The following is a 15,290-nucleotide window of genomic DNA, read 5'->3' as shown; positions in this document are numbered from 1 at the left end:
GCCTCTACCCTCGCTTACGGACCCGCTTTCGATGTTGGTGATCTCCAGTAACGTGCACCTGCCCGATGCCGAAATCGAGTTGACGGCCATCCGCGCCCAGGGCGCTGGCGGGCAGAACGTCAACAAGGTCTCCAGCGCCGTGCATTTGCGCTTCGATATCGGCGCTTCGTCGCTGCCGCCGTTCTACAAGGAACGCTTGCTGGCACTGCGTGACAGTCGGATTACCAGCGACGGCGTGTTGATCCTCAAGGCCCAGCAATACCGGACCCAGGAACAGAACCGCGCCGATGCCCTGGAGCGCCTGGTGGAGTTGATCCTCAGCGCGACCAAGGTCGAGAAAAAACGCCGCCCGACCAAGCCCACCCTGGGCTCGAAAAAGCGTCGCCTGGAATCCAAGACCAAGCGCGGCAGCATCAAGGCCGGGCGCGGCAAGGTGGATTTCTAGCCGGCGTTACGTTCGTCGCGGTATTTGGGGGCCTGGCGATACAGGTACAGGCTCAGCAGCAGCCCGGCGAAGGCCGCCAGCGCGGCAAACAAAAAGATCGAGGCAAAGCCGAAACCCGCCGCAATCGCCCCGGCCAGCGGCCCGGTGATACCCAATGACAAGTCGATAAACAACGAATAGGCCCCTACCGCCGCGCCACGGCTGGAGGCGGGTACCAGGTTGACCGCTTCAACCCCCAGCGCCGGGAACACCAGGGAAAACCCGAAACCGCTCAAGGCCGCGCCCGCCAGGGCCAGCTCGGCGCTCGGGGCCAGCCATAACAGCAGCAGGCCGAGGGTTTCTACCGACAGGCAGGCAATCGCCACGCGAAACCCGCCGATCCGGTTGATCAGGTTGCCGAACAGCAACCGCGCCCCGATAAAGCTGGCGCCGAACAGGCTCAGGCACAGCACTGCGTTATCCCAGTTGCGGGTCGCGTAATACAGGGTGATAAACGTGGCGATGGTGCCAAAACCGATGGAACCCAGGGCCAGCCCGCAGCCGTGGGGCAGCACGCGGCCGAGCACATGCATAAAGGGCAGGCGCTCGCCGACCACAATGGGCGCCGCGACTTTCGGCCAGGCCAGCAACAGGCCCAGCACCGCCAGGGCAATAATGCTGGCACCCATGCTCCACAGCCCGAACCGACTGACCAGCAGCACCCCCAGTGGGGCGCCAATCGCCAGGGCGCCATAGCTGGCAATGCCGTTCCAGGAGATGACCTTGGCGGTATTCACCGCGCCGACCCGGCCGATGCCCCAGCCAATGGAGCCCGAACCCACCAGGCTTTCGGCACTGCCCAGCACCAGCCGGCCAATCAACAGGCTGGCCAGGCTCAGGGCCGGCAGGTGGGTCAGGGCGGCGGATGCCAGCATGAACACCCCGCTCAAGCCGCAACCGGCCAGGCCGTACATCACCGCGCGCTTGCTGCCGCGGTTGTCGATGATGCGCCCGGCGTAGGGCCGGCTCAGCAGGGTGGCCAGGTACTGCACGCTGATCACCAGGCCCGCGATCACGGCGCCAAAGCCCAGGTCGCTGTGGACATAGCCCGGCAATACGGCCAGGGGGATGCCGATATTCAGGTAGCCGATAAAGGTGAACAGCACGATGGAAACGACTTGCAGCGTGACCGCCATGGGGCGCTGGGTATCTGGCATGGGAAAGATCCACTGTCGCGGCAGGAAAAGATAGGTTGCTTATGATACCGGTGCTTTACGCTGCCAGAAAATCATTCACCACGGCAACTGTGGCAAAGGGGCTTACTGTAACCAGAGGGCTTGTGGTGGCTAGGGGGCTTGCTGTGGCGAGGGGGCTTGCCCCCGTTGGGTGGCGTAGCCGCCCCAAAACCAGCCACCTCGGTTTACCTGACAGGGGGGCTGCTGCGCAGCCCAACGGGGGCAAGCCCCCTCGCCACAGGATAAAAATCAGGGGGTTTCGGGGTCGAGCATGCGCGTGGTCACCAGCGCGGCCAGGGCGTTTTCCTGGGTGCCAAAGCGCTTGAGCAGCAGCGCCTGTTTTTCCGGGCTGAGGCGGCTCCAGACGTCGACCATTTGCAGGGCGGCGCCGAGTAACGCTTCATCGGGGGAATTGTGGGGGGTATCGGGCATGTGGCGTGTCTCTTGATTCAGGCGGTGTGGAAAGCGCGCAATGTCACGCTTTCCACACGGTCTGGGTGCTGCGGTCAGTCGTCGCTATCGCTGTCGACCGGTGTTGCCTGTGCCGGCGCTTGTTTGTCACTGCCGGCCTGTTGCGGGGTTGGCTGCTCAGTCTCGTGCAGGCTTGGGAAGGGGAGATTGGGAATTTCGTGCATCGTCGTCGCTCCTCGCAAGGTCTGTTGTGCAATTGCAGATGTGCCACGCTTTTCACAAAGCCTGGGCAGGATACAGCACTGCAAATGACAAAAAGACTTTTATCTCGCCAAATGCGCAAACCTTCATCTACCCGGCGCAAGTGACAAGAGGTCACAGGCTGGCCTGGCGTTCCATGGCGGCCTTGTAGAGCGAGTTTTTTGGCTGGGCAAAGACCCGCGCCAGCTTCGGTTCGAAAAAACTCAGGGGCAGGGTGGCATAGGCGGGGTCGAACGCCGCCGCGTCATACAGTGCGCAGAACTCGATGGTTTGCTCGTACTGCGGGTGTTCGCCAAATTGCTCGCGCAGGTGGCGATCCATGCCCAGATGATGAAAGAAATAGTAGCCCTGGAAAATCCCGTGCTTTTCCACCATCCACAGGTTCTGCGGGCTGACGAACGGCTTGAGGATGGCGGCGGCAATGTCCGGGTGATTGTAGGAGCCCAGGGTGTCGCCGATGTCATGGAGCAGCGCGCAGACCACATATTCTTCGTCGCGGCCATCGTGCCAGGCGCGGCTGGCGGTTTGCAGGGAATGGGTCAGGCGGTCCACCGGGAAACCGCCGAAGTCACCTTCCAGCAGGCGCAGGTGCGCGAGGATCCGTCCGGGCAGTTGGCGGGCGTAGGCACTGAAGTCGGCAGCGATGATTGCCCAGTCTTCCTGGGTGCCGTCCTGCATATGGGTAAAGCGGGCCTGTTGGCTCATCGACATGTCTCTTATTGTTTTGCGGGTTTAGAACGGTACCTTGCCCAGAATCATGTCGCGGTACATCACGAAATCGCCCAGCAGGCTGTAGAACGGATGCTGGAACGTGGCCGGGCGGTTCTTTTCAAAGAAGAAGTGGCCGATCCAGGCAAAGCTGTAGCCGGCCACCGGCAACACCCACAGCAGCCACCAGGCACCTTTGCCGACGGCGAAGGCGAGAATAAAAATCACCAGGCTGGTGCCGATAAAATGCAGGCGCCGGCAGGTGCTGTTGCCGTGTTCGCTCAGGTAATACGGATAGAACTCGGCGAAGCTATTGAATTGTCTGACATTTTCCACGTTGGCCGGCCCTCTGTTTGTTGTTGTGCCCGACGGATGTTCGGCGGGGAGCTTATTTGAGTCTAGAGTCATCACAGGCAAGGGCCAGTGACAATAGACGCCACTTTAGTATCCTTGGGTTCCGGGCTGCGGTTTCAGCCGTCCCTTCATAGAACGCGCGCAAGAAAACGCCATGAACGAACGAACCACTTCTGCAAGTTGGGCGATGGGGATAGTCAAGGCGCTGGAGCTCGATGGCCTGGATTGCCGTGCCCTGTTCCAACAGCTGGGCCTGGATTACCGCGCCCTGGATGACCCCGATGCGCGTTTCCCCCAGGACTCCATGACCCGGCTCTGGCAGCGCGCGGTTGAGCTGTCGGGCAATCCGGCCATTGGCTTGAATATGGGCAAGGTGGTGCGTCCGGCGTCCTTCCATGTGGCGGGTTATGCCTTGATGTCCAGCAGCACCCTGGCTGAAGGCTTTGCCCGGCTGGTGCGTTACCAGCGAATCATTGCCGAAAGTGCCGACCTGAGTTTCCGCCTGTTACCCGAAGGCTATGCGCTGATCCTTACGGTCCACGGCGACCATCTGCCACCCACCCGGCAAAGCGCCGAGGCTTCACTGGCCTGTGCCCTGGCGTTATGTGGCTGGTTGACCGGGCGCACGCTGCAGCCGCGCAAGGTGTTGGTGCAGGGTGATCAGCCAGTGGACCTGGAGCCTTACAAGCAGGCCTTTCATGCACCGCTGGTGTTCAACGCGCCGTATGACGCGCTGATCTTCGAGCGGGCGGACATGGAAGCGCCGTTGCCCACCGCCAATGAGGCTATGGCGCTGCTGCACGATCGATTTGCCGGGGAGTACCTGGCGCGGTTTTCCGAGAGCCGGGTGACCCACAAGGCTCGCCAGGTGCTGTGCCGGCTGTTGCCCCAGGGCGAGCCCAAGCGTGAGGTGGTGGCGCAGACGTTGCACTTGTCCCAGCGCACCTTGCAGCGGCGCTTGCAGGAGGAGGGCACCAGCTTCCAGGCTTTGCTCGACGACACCCGCCGCGAGCTGGCCGAGCAGTACCTGGCGCAGCCGAGCATGACCCTACTGGAAATCGCCTACCTGCTGGGGTTTGCCGACCCGAGTAACTTCTTTCGCGCGTTTCGCCGCTGGTTCGATGCCACGCCCGGCGAATACCGGGCGCGGCTGCAGGCTACGTCGGTGAGTGTCAGTGGCGCCAGAACGCCGGAATGCACAGCACCAACACCGTAATGATCTCCAGCCGGCCCAGCAGCATGCCCAGGGACAGGATCCACTTGGCGGCGTCCGGCAGGGTCGCGAAATTGCCAGCCGGGCCAATGGTTTCCCCCAGCCCCGGACCTACACCGGAGACGGTACTGGCGGCGCCGGTCAAGGCGGTCATCCAGTCCACGCCCAGCAGCGACAGGGCCAGGGCAATCATGCAGATGGTGATGGCGAAGAAGAACGAGAACGTCAGGATCGAACGCACGATTTCTTCGTCGAGGCGATGGCCGTTGTATTTCTGCTTGATCACCGCCCTTGGGTGAATCAGCTGGTTCAAGTTGGCCTTGAGCAGGATATAGGCGACCTGGAAGCGGAAGATCTTGATCCCGCCGGCGGTGGAGCCCGAGCAACCGCCGACAAAGCCCAGGTAGAAGAACAGCATCAGCGAGAAATTGCCCCACAGGCTGTAATCGCCCAGGGCAAAGCCGGTGGTGGTCACCACGGACGTGACGTTCAGCGCGACATGGCGCAGTGCATCCAGCCAGTGCAGGTTGGTGGTCCACCAGTACCAGGTGCCGAGCACCACCCAGGTCACCAGCAGCATCGCCAGCAAACCTTGTACTTGCTGGTCCTTGATCAGCGCCTTGCGGTTGCCACGCAATGTCGCGACATACAGGGCAAACGGCAGGCTGCCCATGATCATCACCACGATCGCCACCCAATGCACCGCCGGCTGTTTCCAGTGGGCCAGGGACTCATCGGAGGTGGAGAACCCACCGGTGGAAATGGCCGACATCGCGTGGTTGATCGCGTCGAACAGGCCCATGCCGGCCCACCAGAACCCGAGGCTGCCGAGGATGGTAATCCCCACATAGGCCGCCACAATCAGGCGCGCCACCATATGGGAGCGCGGCATGACCTTCTCGGAGCGGTCCGAGGATTCGGTCTGGAACAGGCGCATGCCCCCGATGCGCAGCAGCGGCAGGATCGCCACCGCCATGCCGATAAAACCGATGCCGCCGAGCCAGTGCAGCATCGAGCGCCACATCAGGATGCCCGGCGACATGGTGTCCAGGCCGCTGAGCACGGTGGCGCCGGTGGCGGTGATGCCGGACATGCTTTCAAAGAACGAGTCGGTATAGCTGATGTGTTGGGTCAGCAAAAACGGCAGCGCGGCAAAGATGCACACCACCACCCAACTGCTGACCGTCAGCAGGTACATGTCCCGGGGGCGCAGTTGCACCTGCTTCGGGCGCCCGGGAATCACCAGGGCCAGGCCGGCGATAAAAGTGATCATGCTGGCCCAGAGAAAGGACGGCAGGTCGCTGGTGCGCTCGAAAAATATCAGGGTGGCCATGGGCACGACCATGGCGACCGCGAGGGTAATCAGGAAGATGCCGATGATGAAACCAATGATCCGCAGGGTCGGCATTGCCATGAATAGCGCTCGGGTAACAGTCGGAGGCGCCATTCTACCTACGGTGCAGGGCTTGTAAACCGGGGGCTGCAAAGGGGGCGCGGATATGATGTAGGACTTGGCTTAATGGGGAGCTGGCTTGTGTGGGAGCTGGCTTGCCTGCGATGGCGGTGGGTCAGGCCCGAATGCTTGACTGAACCGCCGCCATCGCAGGCAAGCCAGCTCCTACAGGGGAGGTGGCGAGGGCAAACGATGAATACAAAAAAGGCGACCCGAAGGCCGCCTCATTCAAACCGCGTGGATCAGAACTCGTGATCAGCGGTATCCGGGTTCAGGTCACCGATGCCCAGCTTGCCAGCTGCTTGCTCGATGGAGCCGGTCTGCTTGACCAGGGCGGCGATGGCATCGCGCACGATTTGGTTGCCCGCCGTGTTGCCGGCCGCGATCAACTGGTCGTAGTGCTCACCCTTGTTGGCGTGGTCGACCATGACCTGGATCTTCGCTTCGGTAGCAGCCAGGTCAGCCTTGAGGGCTGCATCGGCGGCCGGGTCGATCTTGGCCACCAGGGACGACAGGCTGGCGCCGGTCAGCTTGGTGCCATCGGCGCGGGTGTACTCGCCCAGGTAGACGTTGCGGATGCCCTTGGCGTCGTAGAACTGCGAATTGTGGGTGTTGTCGCTGAAGCAGTCGTGCTCGTCTTCCGGCGAGTTGGCTTCCAGGGACACCTTCATGCGCTCGCCCGCCAGTTCACCCAGGGACAGGCTGCCCATGCCGAACAGCATCTTGCGCAGGCCGTCGGTCGCAGGTTCTGCTTCCAGGGTGGCGCGGTAGTTGTCTTCGACGTTGGGTTTCCAGTTGCCGACCATTTCTTCGAGGTCGCTGACCAGCAGTTGGGTCACGGCGCGCAGGTAAGTGCGGCGACGCTCGTTATGCCCACCGGTGGCGCCGTCGCCTTGCAGGTAGTCCGACGCTGGACGGTTGCCGGCGCCAGGGCCGGTGCCGTTCAGGTCCTGGCCCCACAGCAGGAATTCGATGGCGTGGTAGCCGGTGGCGACGTTGGCTTCGGAGCCGCCCAGCTCATTGAGGCTGGCGAGTTTTTCCGGGGTGATTTCCTTGACGTCGACCTTGTCTTCGCCGACCTGGATCTCGGTGTTGGCGATGATATTGGCCGTGGCGCCCGGGTTGCCGAGGGCGTGTTCGTAGGACTTGTCGACATAGTCGATCAGGCCTTCGTCCAGCGGCCAGGCGTTCACCTGACCTTCCCAATCGTCAATGATGGTGTTGCCGAAGCGGAACACTTCGCTCTGCAGGTACGGTACGCGCGCGGCGATCCAGGCGGTACGGGCGGCCTTCAGGGTCTCGTCGTTGGGGTTGGCGAGGAAGGTGTCGATCGCGGTCTGCAGGGTTTTTGCGGTGGACTCGGAGTCGCTGTACACCGCGAACACCAGGTCTGCGTAATGCGCGACGACTGCCTTGGCGGCCGCCTCGTCAACCTGGCCGGCGGTAGCGGCAGCCGCTGGAGCGGTAGTGCTGGCAGTTGGCGTCGGCGCCTGAGGCGCGGCAGCCTTGTCTTTGCCCTCGCCGCAGCCGGCGAGAGAAATGGCGATGGCCAGCAGACTGGCGGTGGCCAGGGGCATACGAATCATGGCGAACATCCTGCTTCGGTAGTGGATCGGGGCGCAGTGCAGCGCGCAAAACTGCAACATAATGCGAAAGATTTGCATTTTCTGTAAAGGGTTAACGCAGGAAAAGTTTCATAGTCAGGCGCCAGCCGCCCAAGGCCGTGCCTTGGGCGGCATTAAGGCTTTACAGGATGGCGGCGTTATTGCGCTCGGCTTGCTTGAGGTAGGCCGCCAGCTCACGGGCGGGCAGGGGTTTGCTGTAGTGATAGCCCTGACCTTCGTGGCAGCCTTCGCTGATGATGTAGGCTTCCTGCTCGGGTGTTTCCACACCTTCGGCGATGACCTGCATGCCCAGGCTTTTGCCCAGCTGGATGATCGCCCGCACGATGGTCGCATCGTCGTCGTCGTCCAGCAGGTCCTGGACAAAGCTCTTGTCGATCTTGATTTTGTCCAGAGGCAGGCTTTTCAGGTAACTCAGTGACGAGTAGCCGGTACCGAAATCGTCGATGGCAATCAGCGCGCCGGAGCGGCGCAGGCTCAGCAAGTGCTGGGCGGCGGTGCTGATGTCTTCCATCAGGCCGGTCTCGGTCACTTCCAGTTCCAGGCTGCGCGGCGGCAGGCGATAGATCTGCAGCAGGTTGTTGACCACCCGTGGCAGTTCGGCGTGGTGCAGTTGCACCGTGGACAGGTTGACCGCCATGCGCAGCTCGGTAAAGCCCTGGTCATGCCATTCGCGCAATTGCCGGCAGGCCTGGTCCAGCACCCACTCGCCAATGGGGATGATGGTGCCGTTCTGTTCCGCCAGCGGGATAAACAGGTCCGGTGGCACCAGGCCGTGTTCCGGGTGTTGCCAGCGAATCAGCGCCTCGACGCCGACCACGCGATGATCGGCATAGCTGATCTGCGGTTGGTACACCAGATGAAACTGGTTGCGGCCCAGGGCTTCGCGCAGGTCTTTCTCCAGTTCGCGGCGACGGCGTATCTCGCTGTCGACACTGGCGATATAGAACTGATAGCGATTGCGCGAGCGGCTCTTGGCCAGGGTCATGGTCTGCTCGGCCTTTTGCAGCAGTTTCTCGGTGCTGTCGCCGTCTTCGGGGAACAAGGTGATACCGATGGTGGCGCGCAGGCGGATCTGTTCGTGGTCGAGGGCGAACTCGGCTTCCAGGTCATCGAGGATGCTCTGTGCCAGCTCGGCGGCTTCGTAGGGTTGCTCGATATCGGCCTGGACCAGGGCGAACTGGTCGCCGCCCAGGCGCGCCAGGGCGCCGAGGCGCCCACTGTGGGCACGCAAGCGGTCGGCCAGGGCCAGCAGCAACTGGTCGCCGGCCTGGTAGGTGTACTGCTCGTTGACGCTCTTGAAGTCATCCAGCCCCACGCACAGCACCGCGACCCGGCGTTGCCGGCGCCCGGCGTCGACCAGGATCTTGTCCAGCTGTTCCTGCAGTTTCTGGCGGTTCGGCAGGCCGGTAAGAAAGTCGTACTGGGCCATGCGCAACAGGCTGTTTTCTGCTTCGTGGCGCAAATGGGTGTTGCGCTCGATAGACGCCAGCAACTGGTTGGCAGTGTTGATCCATAGCCCCAGTTCATTCTTTTCGTGGCCCTTGAGTTGCGGGATCTTGTGCTCGCTGGGGCGGTCGGGATTTATCGAACTCAGGTGGCTGATGATCCGCGACAGGGGCTTGGTCAGCAGCCAGTGATAGACCAGGTACAACACCAGGCCCATGGCCAGGGCGCGCAGCACCCCGGAGATAAAAATGATCCCCGAATTGACGATAAAGCCCCGGCCATAGGTGGCGGTGTCGAGGGTGATGCTCAGGTCGCCGTAATACTCGCTATAAGGCCCGCGCCCTACCAGCGGGGTGGTAAAGCTGCGTTCCCGGCCCAGAATCACGTCCGTCAGCCAGCGGCTGGGGGACTGCTGCAAGTCCCGGCTTTTTTCGGCGAGCATGGGTTCATTGGGATGGCCAATAGAGGCCATGCGCACCGCATCATCCTGAAACAGGCCTTCGATGACTTGCATACCCATCTCACGGTCCAGGCTGTAGACGGCCTGGGTCGAGGGGTCGCGAAACATGTCGAGGATGCGCTGGGCATCGCCTGCCACCGCCTGGCGCGTCTTGTAGGCATCAAAGACGATCTGCGCCACGCTTAGTGCCACGCCCACTATCAGTGCCGACAACAGCACCACCCGGAGCAACTTCACCGACAAGCTGTTTTTGAGTTCCAGCTTCAAAGGGTTATTCCTTGTTCCATGCGGGTAGCCTCAATATGCCATGAGTATTGGCAATCCCGTGGTGGCAGTCAAAGGAACATTGCGGTGCGTGGCGTCTGGACGCTAGCGGGGCAAGATCTGGAAGGCGATGGGCGGATCAAATCTTCCGCCCTTTTGCACGGCTGGCGGGCGTACAGGCGTAGGCTTTTCTGCCTGTCGCAAGAGCACGTCGATGGCCTCAAGGGTGCGGGTAGGTAATCTGCATATCGACTTTGGCGTGTACATCTTCGGCTATTTTGCCGGGTTCTTTCTCCTCGTCTTCACCTGACTTGCCCTTTATTGCATTCCCCAGCACTCCCGCCAAGGCACCCACAAGCTCTCCGATCCCTGGCATGGCGCCCTTGGCGAGTTCCATTATTCCAAGCATGGTTGATACTCCTAAAATAGATGAGGGAGTTATTTCTCTCACCGGCTCAGTGGTCAATTCCTGTCGGTGAGTTCCACGGGTGTTGGGGTGAGGTGGTTTCAATCTGGCACAAAAAAGCCCGGCAATTGCCGGGCTCTTTTTTACTGCAAGGGTTACTTACGCAGTGAAGGTTTTGCCTTCGAACTGCTCGGCAACGAACTTCCAGTTGACCAGGTTCCAGAACGCTTCCACATACTTTGGACGCACGTTACGGTAGTCGATGTAGTAGGCGTGTTCCCAGACGTCGCAGGTCAGCAGCGGGGTATCGCCGCTGGTCAGCGGGTTGCCGGCGCCGATGGTGCTTGCCAGGGCCAGGGAACCGTCAGCCTTTTTCACCAGCCAGCCCCAACCGGAACCGAAGGTGCCGACCGAAGTCTTGGTGAACTCTTCCTTGAACTTGTCGAACGAACCGAAAGCGGCGTTGATCGCCTCGGCCAGTGCGCCAGTCGGTTGGCCGCCGGCGTTTGGCGCCAGGCAGTTCCAGTAGAAAGTGTGGTTCCAGACCTGGGCGGCGTTGTTGAAGATGCCACCCGAAGAGGATTTGACGATCTCTTCCAGGGTCTTGCCTTCGAACTCGGTGCCAGGCACCAGGTTGTTCAGGTTCACGACATAGGTGTTGTGGTGCTTGTCGTGGTGATACTCCAGGGTTTCCTTGGAGATGTGCGGCTGCAGGGCATCGTGTGCGTAGGGCAGCGGCGGCAATTCGAAAGCCATGATAATTCTCCTAATCAGGTCAGTTGCGGTGAGCGCAAGGCCGATCACGGGCGGCCAAACAAGCGCCGGGGAGTTTGTACTCTTTGCGGCGCAGGGGCTGGATCATAGCACCGGGGGTGCGGCAAAACCACGCAACAACTGTGTGGGATAGAGGTTCCAGAGCGTTTTGGAATATTCCTCAGGTGCTGATCAATTGATAGGCCACGCTGAACATCATCACCGCCACCAAAAGGTCCAGCAGGCGCCAGGTCGCCGGGCGCGCGAGCCACGGGGCCAGCCACGCCGCGCCCAGGGCCAGGGCGGAAAACCAGAGGAACGACGCACTGGCGGCGCCTGCGACATAAGCGCCCGGCTCGGTTTGCTGGGCGCCCAGGGAGCCGATCAGTAACACCGTGTCCAGGTACACATGAGGGTTGAGCAGGGTTACGGCCAGGGCGCTGAGCATCACCGCGCGCAATGAGCGCACCTTCTGGCCCTCGCCTTGCCCCAGGCTTTGCCGCGAACAGGCGCGGCGCAAGGCCAGGGCGCCATACCACAGCAGGAAAGCCGCGCCGCCCCAGCGGGCAATCGCCAGCAATAACGGGTTGTGCGCCAGCACCGTCGCCAGGCCAAACACCCCGGCGGCCACCAGCAGCGCATCACACACCACGCACAAGGCCGCCACTGGCAGGTGATGTTCGCGACGCAGGCTCTGCGCCAGCACAAACGCGTTTTGCGTACCGATAGCCATGATCAGCCCGAGGGCCACCAGCAAGCCGTTCACATAACTTTGCCACATAGGATTTACTCCGCGCCCGCTGCCAGTTGTTTCAATACATCCATTGCCCGCTCGGCATCGTTGCGGCCGACAAACAAATGGTCGTGGTAGTAGCCGGCGACCACGTTGCAACTGATCCCGGCACGTCCCAGGGCAGTGGCGAAGGCGGCGGTCAGGCCGACGGCCTCCAGGGCCGAGTGCACGTTCAAGGTGATCCATGCCGCCACATACTCAAAGGCCAGGCCGGCCTGTTCGGCCTGTTGGCGCTCGACAATCACCGTCAAGCCTTCCTGTTCGCGAAAGCTGCCGATCACTTCGCAGGCGGGCAGGCGGTTGTCGGCCAGGGTGCAGAACACATAGTCGCCCGCGTTGAGCTGTGGGCTCATGCTGCGCAGTAGGGTTGCCAGGGCGGTTTCGCCAGCCATTGGAAGATCCTTGAAAGAAGATAAACACGGGATGCTGGTCATTCTCCGGTCTGGCGCTGTATAAGAAAAACCAATATTGCTCATCGCTCATTAGGAAAACTGATGTTCGACTACAAATTGCTCTCTGCCCTGGCGGCGGTGGTGGAACAGGCCGGCTTCGAACGTGGCGCCCAGGTGCTGGGCGTGTCGCAATCGGCTATTTCCCAGCGCATCAAATTGCTCGAAGCGCGTATCGGCCAGCCAGTACTGGTGCGCGCGACGCCGCCCACCCCCACGGAAATCGGCCGGCGCCTGCTTAACCATGTGCAGCAGGTGCGCCTGCTGGAGCGCGACCTGCAAAGCCAGGTGCCGGCGTTGGACGAGGAGGGCATGCCGGAGCGCCTACGGATTGCCATCAACGCCGACAGCCTGGCCACATGGTGGGGGCAGGCGGTGGGGGATTTTTGCGCCGAACAGCATGTGTTGCTGGAGTTGGTGGTGGAAGACCAGACCGTCGGCCTCAAGCGCATGCGCGCCGGCGAAGTGGCGGCCTGCGTCTGCGCCAGCGAGCGCCCGGTGGCCGGTGCCCGCAGCCTGCTGCTGGGGGCCATGCGCTATCGGGCCCTGGCCAGCCCGGCGTTTATCGCCCGGCACTTTCCCGGCGGGGTGCGCGCCGATCAGTTGGCCCGGACCCCGGCGCTGGTATTTGGCCCGGATGATTTCCTGCAGCATCGCTACCTCGCCTCGCTGGGCGTGGACGGCGGTTTCGAGCACCATTTATGCCCGTCTTCCGAAGGGTTTATCCGCCTGGCCGAGGCCGGCCTGGGCTGGGGGCTGGTGCCGGAGTTACAGGTGCGTGAGCAACTGCAGCGTGGGGTGCTGGTGGAGTTATTGCCAGATAAACCCATTGATGTGCCGTTGTACTGGCATCATTGGCGCAGTGGTGGGCAATTGCTCGGCTTGTTGACCGAGCATCTGGCGCGGGCGACCGGCCAGTTGTTGGTGCCGTTGGGGTGACGGCTGGCGTCAACGCAACTGTGATGAAAAATGTAAAGAGCACGGAGTAATACATGAAAATTCTGGTCACCGGCGCAAGCGGCTTCATTGGCGGGCGCTTTGCGCGCTTCGCCCTGGAGCAGGGCCTGGACGTGCGGGTCAACGGGCGGCGGGCCGAGGGTGTCGAGCACCTGGTACGGCGCGGCGCCGAGTTTATCCAGGGTGATCTGAATGATCCGGATCTGGTGCGCAACCTGTGCCGCGACGTCGAAGCCGTCGTGCATTGTGCCGGTGCCGTAGGGTTGTGGGGGCGTTACCAGGACTTTTACCAGGGCAATGTGCAGGTGACCGAAAACGTGGTCGAAGCCTGCCTGAAACAGCGGGTCGGGCGCCTGGTGCACTTGTCGTCGCCGTCGATCTATTTCGATGGCCGCGATCACCTGGGGCTGACCGAAGAGCAAGTGCCCAAGCGCTTCAAGCATCCCTATGCGGCCACCAAGTACCTGGCCGAGCAAAAAGTCTTCGGTGCCCAGGAGTTCGGTCTAGAAGTGCTGGCCCTGCGCCCGCGCTTTGTCACCGGGGCCGGGGATATGAGCATCTTCCCGCGACTGTTGAAAATGCAGCGCAAAAACCGCCTGGCCATCGTCGGCGACGGCCTGAACAAGGTTGATTTCACCAGTGTGCACAACCTCAACGAGGCCCTGCTCAGCAGCCTGCTGGCCACTGGCTCGGCGTTGGGCAAGGCCTATAACATCAGCAATGGCACGCCGGTGCCGGTGTGGGACGTGATCAACTACGTGATGCGCCAGATGGAAATGCCCCAGGTCACGCGTTACCGTTCCTACGGCTTGTCCTACAGCGTCGCGGCGCTCAATGAAGCCTTCTGCGCGATGTGGCCGGGGCGTCCGGAGCCGTCACTGTCACGCCTGGGCATGCAGGTGATGAACAAGGATTTCACCCTGGACATCAGCCGCGCGCAGCACTACCTCGATTACCAACCCAGGGTCAGCCTGTGGACAGCGCTCGACGAATTTTGCCACTGGTGGAAAGTCCAGGAACCGGGCTCCCAGTAGCCTTCGCAACACCGGGAACCGATTTTTCGGTTGCCGCTCGACCAAGGCGACGGGTCAGGGGTTTATACTCCCGCCGCTTGGTTTTTTATGTGGCTATCTCAAGGTTGATTCATGCGTAACGATACTAAAGACGACTTCGACAATGTGCCGAGCCTGCGGGCCGACGTTGGCGATGACGATGATTTTGTGCCGACAGCTGCCACCTCCATCCGCTCGCGCCCGGCGCCGGTGGTCAAGGTCAAGAGTGCCAGTACCGGGCCGTTGTGGGCCCTGGTCGGCGCGCTGCTGTTCGCCTTCGTGGGCCTGGCCTGGTGGAGTTTCCAGCAGATCTCCCTGATGGGGCAGCAACTGGTGGCCACCCAGGAAAGCTTTGCGCGCATCAGCGAAGAAGCCGCCGGCCGCTTGCAGGACATTTCCGGCAAGGTGGTGGCCAGTGAGGCCATCGTCAATACCGGTAGCGAAGCGCTCAAGCTGCAGATCAAGCAGTTGGAAAGCCAATTGCTGGAGCAGGGCAAGCAGCAGTTGGGCGTGGCGGGCCAGGCCACCGACCTGGACAAGCGCCTGGCGCAGATGAGTGCCAGCACCACGGACCTGGCCACCGCCAATACCCAGTTGCAGGCCCAGGTGCTGAGCCTGGTCAATGAATTGACCGCCCTCAAGGCCGCACAGGCCGAAGCCGCCAAATTGAATGCCGACGTCAAGGAACTGGGCACGGAGGTGGCCGCCTTGAAGAAGCAGGGCAATCCGGCCACGGCCATTGCACGCCTGGAACAGGACCTGCTGGTGGTCAAGAGCGAACTGGACAACCGCGCCGCCACCGAAGGGCCGTCGAATAAAGAGTTCGACGTGTTCCGTATCCAGACCACCCGCAACATCACCACCTTGCAAACCCAGATGCAGAACCTGCAACGGGAAGTGAGTGCGCCGGCCAAGGTCACGCCCCTGGGCCAGTGACGCCATTGTTACTCTTGGGGCCGGCTTGCCGGCTCTTGCCAATGTCACCAATCGGTGACATTTCCTCGCTCTTTCGTTACATGCCCTCTC

Annotated in this window: 17 protein-coding genes; 5 read left to right on the top strand and 12 right to left on the bottom strand. The window is 61.9% G+C overall.

From position 1 onward, the window contains the following. The first annotated feature begins 31 nt into the window (after positions 1-31). Entirely contained in the window at positions 32-445 is a 414-nt protein-coding gene (gene arfB, locus PSH80_RS20160) for an alternative ribosome rescue aminoacyl-tRNA hydrolase ArfB (protein ID WP_057439984.1), read from the top strand. Here arfB and PSH80_RS20155 read toward each other — a convergent pair. The 5 genes from PSH80_RS20155 to PSH80_RS20135 form a co-directional block, all read right to left on the bottom strand. Then, entirely contained in the window at positions 442-1,641 is a 1,200-nt protein-coding gene (locus PSH80_RS20155; RefSeq protein ID WP_057960499.1) for an MFS transporter, read from the bottom strand. The two genes, arfB and PSH80_RS20155, sit on opposite strands and share 4 nt — an antisense overlap. 267 nt (positions 1,642-1,908) lie before the next feature. Beyond that, complete coding sequence (locus PSH80_RS20150; RefSeq protein WP_115128812.1) at positions 1,909-2,091, bottom strand: hypothetical protein; 183 nt, start codon at positions 2,089-2,091, stop codon at positions 1,909-1,911. Positions 2,092-2,165: 74 nt separating this feature from the next. Further along, positions 2,166-2,294, bottom strand: a complete 129-nt coding sequence (locus PSH80_RS20145; protein ID WP_258558642.1) for a hypothetical protein — start codon at positions 2,292-2,294, stop codon at positions 2,166-2,168. A gap of 151 nt (positions 2,295-2,445) precedes the next feature. Continuing rightward, a complete protein-coding gene (locus tag PSH80_RS20140) occupies positions 2,446-3,036 on the bottom strand; it encodes an HD domain-containing protein (protein WP_186625462.1) in 591 nt (196 codons plus the stop codon). A gap of 27 nt (positions 3,037-3,063) precedes the next feature. Continuing rightward, positions 3,064-3,375: a DUF962 domain-containing protein gene (locus PSH80_RS20135; RefSeq protein ID WP_057439981.1), complete on the bottom strand. Its 312-nt coding sequence runs from the start codon at positions 3,373-3,375 to the stop codon at positions 3,064-3,066. Between the two features lie 172 nt (positions 3,376-3,547). On the opposite strand from PSH80_RS20135, the gene PSH80_RS20130 reads away from it, so the two are divergent. Further along, entirely contained in the window at positions 3,548-4,609 is a 1,062-nt protein-coding gene (locus PSH80_RS20130) for an AraC family transcriptional regulator (RefSeq protein WP_057960496.1), read from the top strand. On the opposite strand, the gene PSH80_RS20125 is transcribed toward PSH80_RS20130, so the two are convergent. From PSH80_RS20125 to PSH80_RS20095, 7 genes are all read right to left on the bottom strand, one after another. Then, complete coding sequence (locus PSH80_RS20125) at positions 4,566-6,020, bottom strand: TrkH family potassium uptake protein (RefSeq protein ID WP_057960495.1); 1,455 nt, start codon at positions 6,018-6,020, stop codon at positions 4,566-4,568. The genes PSH80_RS20130 and PSH80_RS20125 overlap by 44 nt on opposite strands. Positions 6,021-6,301: 281 nt before the next feature. Further along, positions 6,302-7,645, bottom strand: coding sequence for an imelysin family protein (locus PSH80_RS20120; RefSeq protein WP_120734466.1), 1,344 nt, complete (start codon positions 7,643-7,645; stop codon positions 6,302-6,304). Between the two features lie 160 nt (positions 7,646-7,805). Then, the gene (locus tag PSH80_RS20115; RefSeq protein ID WP_057960494.1) at positions 7,806-9,857 is read right to left on the bottom strand and encodes a bifunctional diguanylate cyclase/phosphodiesterase; all 2,052 of its coding nucleotides are present in this window, start codon (positions 9,855-9,857) and stop codon (positions 7,806-7,808) included. 217 nt (positions 9,858-10,074) lie between these two features. Further along, the gene (locus tag PSH80_RS20110; protein ID WP_057439976.1) at positions 10,075-10,263 is read right to left on the bottom strand and encodes a hypothetical protein; all 189 of its coding nucleotides are present in this window, start codon (positions 10,261-10,263) and stop codon (positions 10,075-10,077) included. A gap of 156 nt (positions 10,264-10,419) precedes the next feature. After that, entirely contained in the window at positions 10,420-11,016 is a 597-nt protein-coding gene (locus PSH80_RS20105) for a superoxide dismutase (protein WP_003212997.1), read from the bottom strand. A 178-nt stretch (positions 11,017-11,194) separates the two neighbouring features. Beyond that, entirely contained in the window at positions 11,195-11,794 is a 600-nt protein-coding gene (locus PSH80_RS20100) for a LysE/ArgO family amino acid transporter (protein ID WP_057439975.1), read from the bottom strand. A 5-nt stretch (positions 11,795-11,799) separates the two neighbouring features. Continuing rightward, positions 11,800-12,198, bottom strand: coding sequence for an ACT domain-containing protein (locus PSH80_RS20095; RefSeq protein ID WP_057960493.1), 399 nt, complete (start codon positions 12,196-12,198; stop codon positions 11,800-11,802). A gap of 102 nt (positions 12,199-12,300) precedes the next feature. Here PSH80_RS20095 and PSH80_RS20090 point away from each other — a divergent pair, with 102 nt between their 5' ends. From PSH80_RS20090 to PSH80_RS20080, 3 genes are all read left to right on the top strand, one after another. Next, on the top strand, positions 12,301-13,194 hold the full coding sequence (locus tag PSH80_RS20090) for a LysR family transcriptional regulator ArgP (RefSeq protein ID WP_057439973.1): 894 nt from the start codon (positions 12,301-12,303) through the stop codon (positions 13,192-13,194). A gap of 53 nt (positions 13,195-13,247) precedes the next feature. Continuing rightward, complete coding sequence (locus PSH80_RS20085) at positions 13,248-14,246, top strand: NAD(P)-dependent oxidoreductase (protein ID WP_057439972.1); 999 nt, start codon at positions 13,248-13,250, stop codon at positions 14,244-14,246. 111 nt (positions 14,247-14,357) lie between these two features. Then, complete coding sequence (locus tag PSH80_RS20080) at positions 14,358-15,200, top strand: hypothetical protein (RefSeq protein WP_057439969.1); 843 nt, start codon at positions 14,358-14,360, stop codon at positions 15,198-15,200. Positions 15,201-15,290: the final 90 nt, after the last annotated feature.

Source organism: Pseudomonas sp. FP818 (genome assembly GCF_030687335.1).
Taxonomy (GTDB): Bacteria; Pseudomonadota; Gammaproteobacteria; order Pseudomonadales; family Pseudomonadaceae; genus Aquipseudomonas; species Aquipseudomonas shahriarae.
Note: the sequence above shows the minus strand (reverse complement) of the source record. Positions and strands in the feature narration are given on the sequence as shown.

Excerpts from the sequence above, each read along its gene's own strand:
- arfB (WP_057439984.1), top strand. The coding sequence starts at position 32 with ATGTTGGTGATCTCCAGTAACGTGCACCTGCCCGATGCCGAAATCGAG.
- PSH80_RS20150 (WP_115128812.1), bottom strand. The coding sequence starts at position 2,091 with ATGCCCGATACCCCCCACAATTCCCCCGATGAAGCGTTACTCGGCGCC.
- PSH80_RS20140 (WP_186625462.1), bottom strand. The coding sequence starts at position 3,036 with ATGAGCCAACAGGCCCGCTTTACCCATATGCAGGACGGCACCCAGGAA.
- PSH80_RS20125 (WP_057960495.1), bottom strand. The coding sequence starts at position 6,020 with ATGGCAATGCCGACCCTGCGGATCATTGGTTTCATCATCGGCATCTTC.
- PSH80_RS20120 (WP_120734466.1), bottom strand. The coding sequence starts at position 7,645 with ATGATTCGTATGCCCCTGGCCACCGCCAGTCTGCTGGCCATCGCCATT.
- PSH80_RS20155 (WP_057960499.1), bottom strand. The coding sequence starts at position 1,641 with ATGCCAGATACCCAGCGCCCCATGGCGGTCACGCTGCAAGTCGTTTCC.
- PSH80_RS20145 (WP_258558642.1), bottom strand. The coding sequence starts at position 2,294 with ATGCACGAAATTCCCAATCTCCCCTTCCCAAGCCTGCACGAGACTGAG.
- PSH80_RS20110 (WP_057439976.1), bottom strand. The coding sequence starts at position 10,263 with ATGCTTGGAATAATGGAACTCGCCAAGGGCGCCATGCCAGGGATCGGA.
- PSH80_RS20105 (WP_003212997.1), bottom strand. The coding sequence starts at position 11,016 with ATGGCTTTCGAATTGCCGCCGCTGCCCTACGCACACGATGCCCTGCAG.
- PSH80_RS20080 (WP_057439969.1), top strand. The coding sequence starts at position 14,358 with ATGCGTAACGATACTAAAGACGACTTCGACAATGTGCCGAGCCTGCGG.
- PSH80_RS20095 (WP_057960493.1), bottom strand. The coding sequence starts at position 12,198 with ATGGCTGGCGAAACCGCCCTGGCAACCCTACTGCGCAGCATGAGCCCA.
- PSH80_RS20100 (WP_057439975.1), bottom strand. The coding sequence starts at position 11,794 with ATGTGGCAAAGTTATGTGAACGGCTTGCTGGTGGCCCTCGGGCTGATC.
- PSH80_RS20090 (WP_057439973.1), top strand. The coding sequence starts at position 12,301 with ATGTTCGACTACAAATTGCTCTCTGCCCTGGCGGCGGTGGTGGAACAG.
- PSH80_RS20130 (WP_057960496.1), top strand. The coding sequence starts at position 3,548 with ATGAACGAACGAACCACTTCTGCAAGTTGGGCGATGGGGATAGTCAAG.
- PSH80_RS20085 (WP_057439972.1), top strand. The coding sequence starts at position 13,248 with ATGAAAATTCTGGTCACCGGCGCAAGCGGCTTCATTGGCGGGCGCTTT.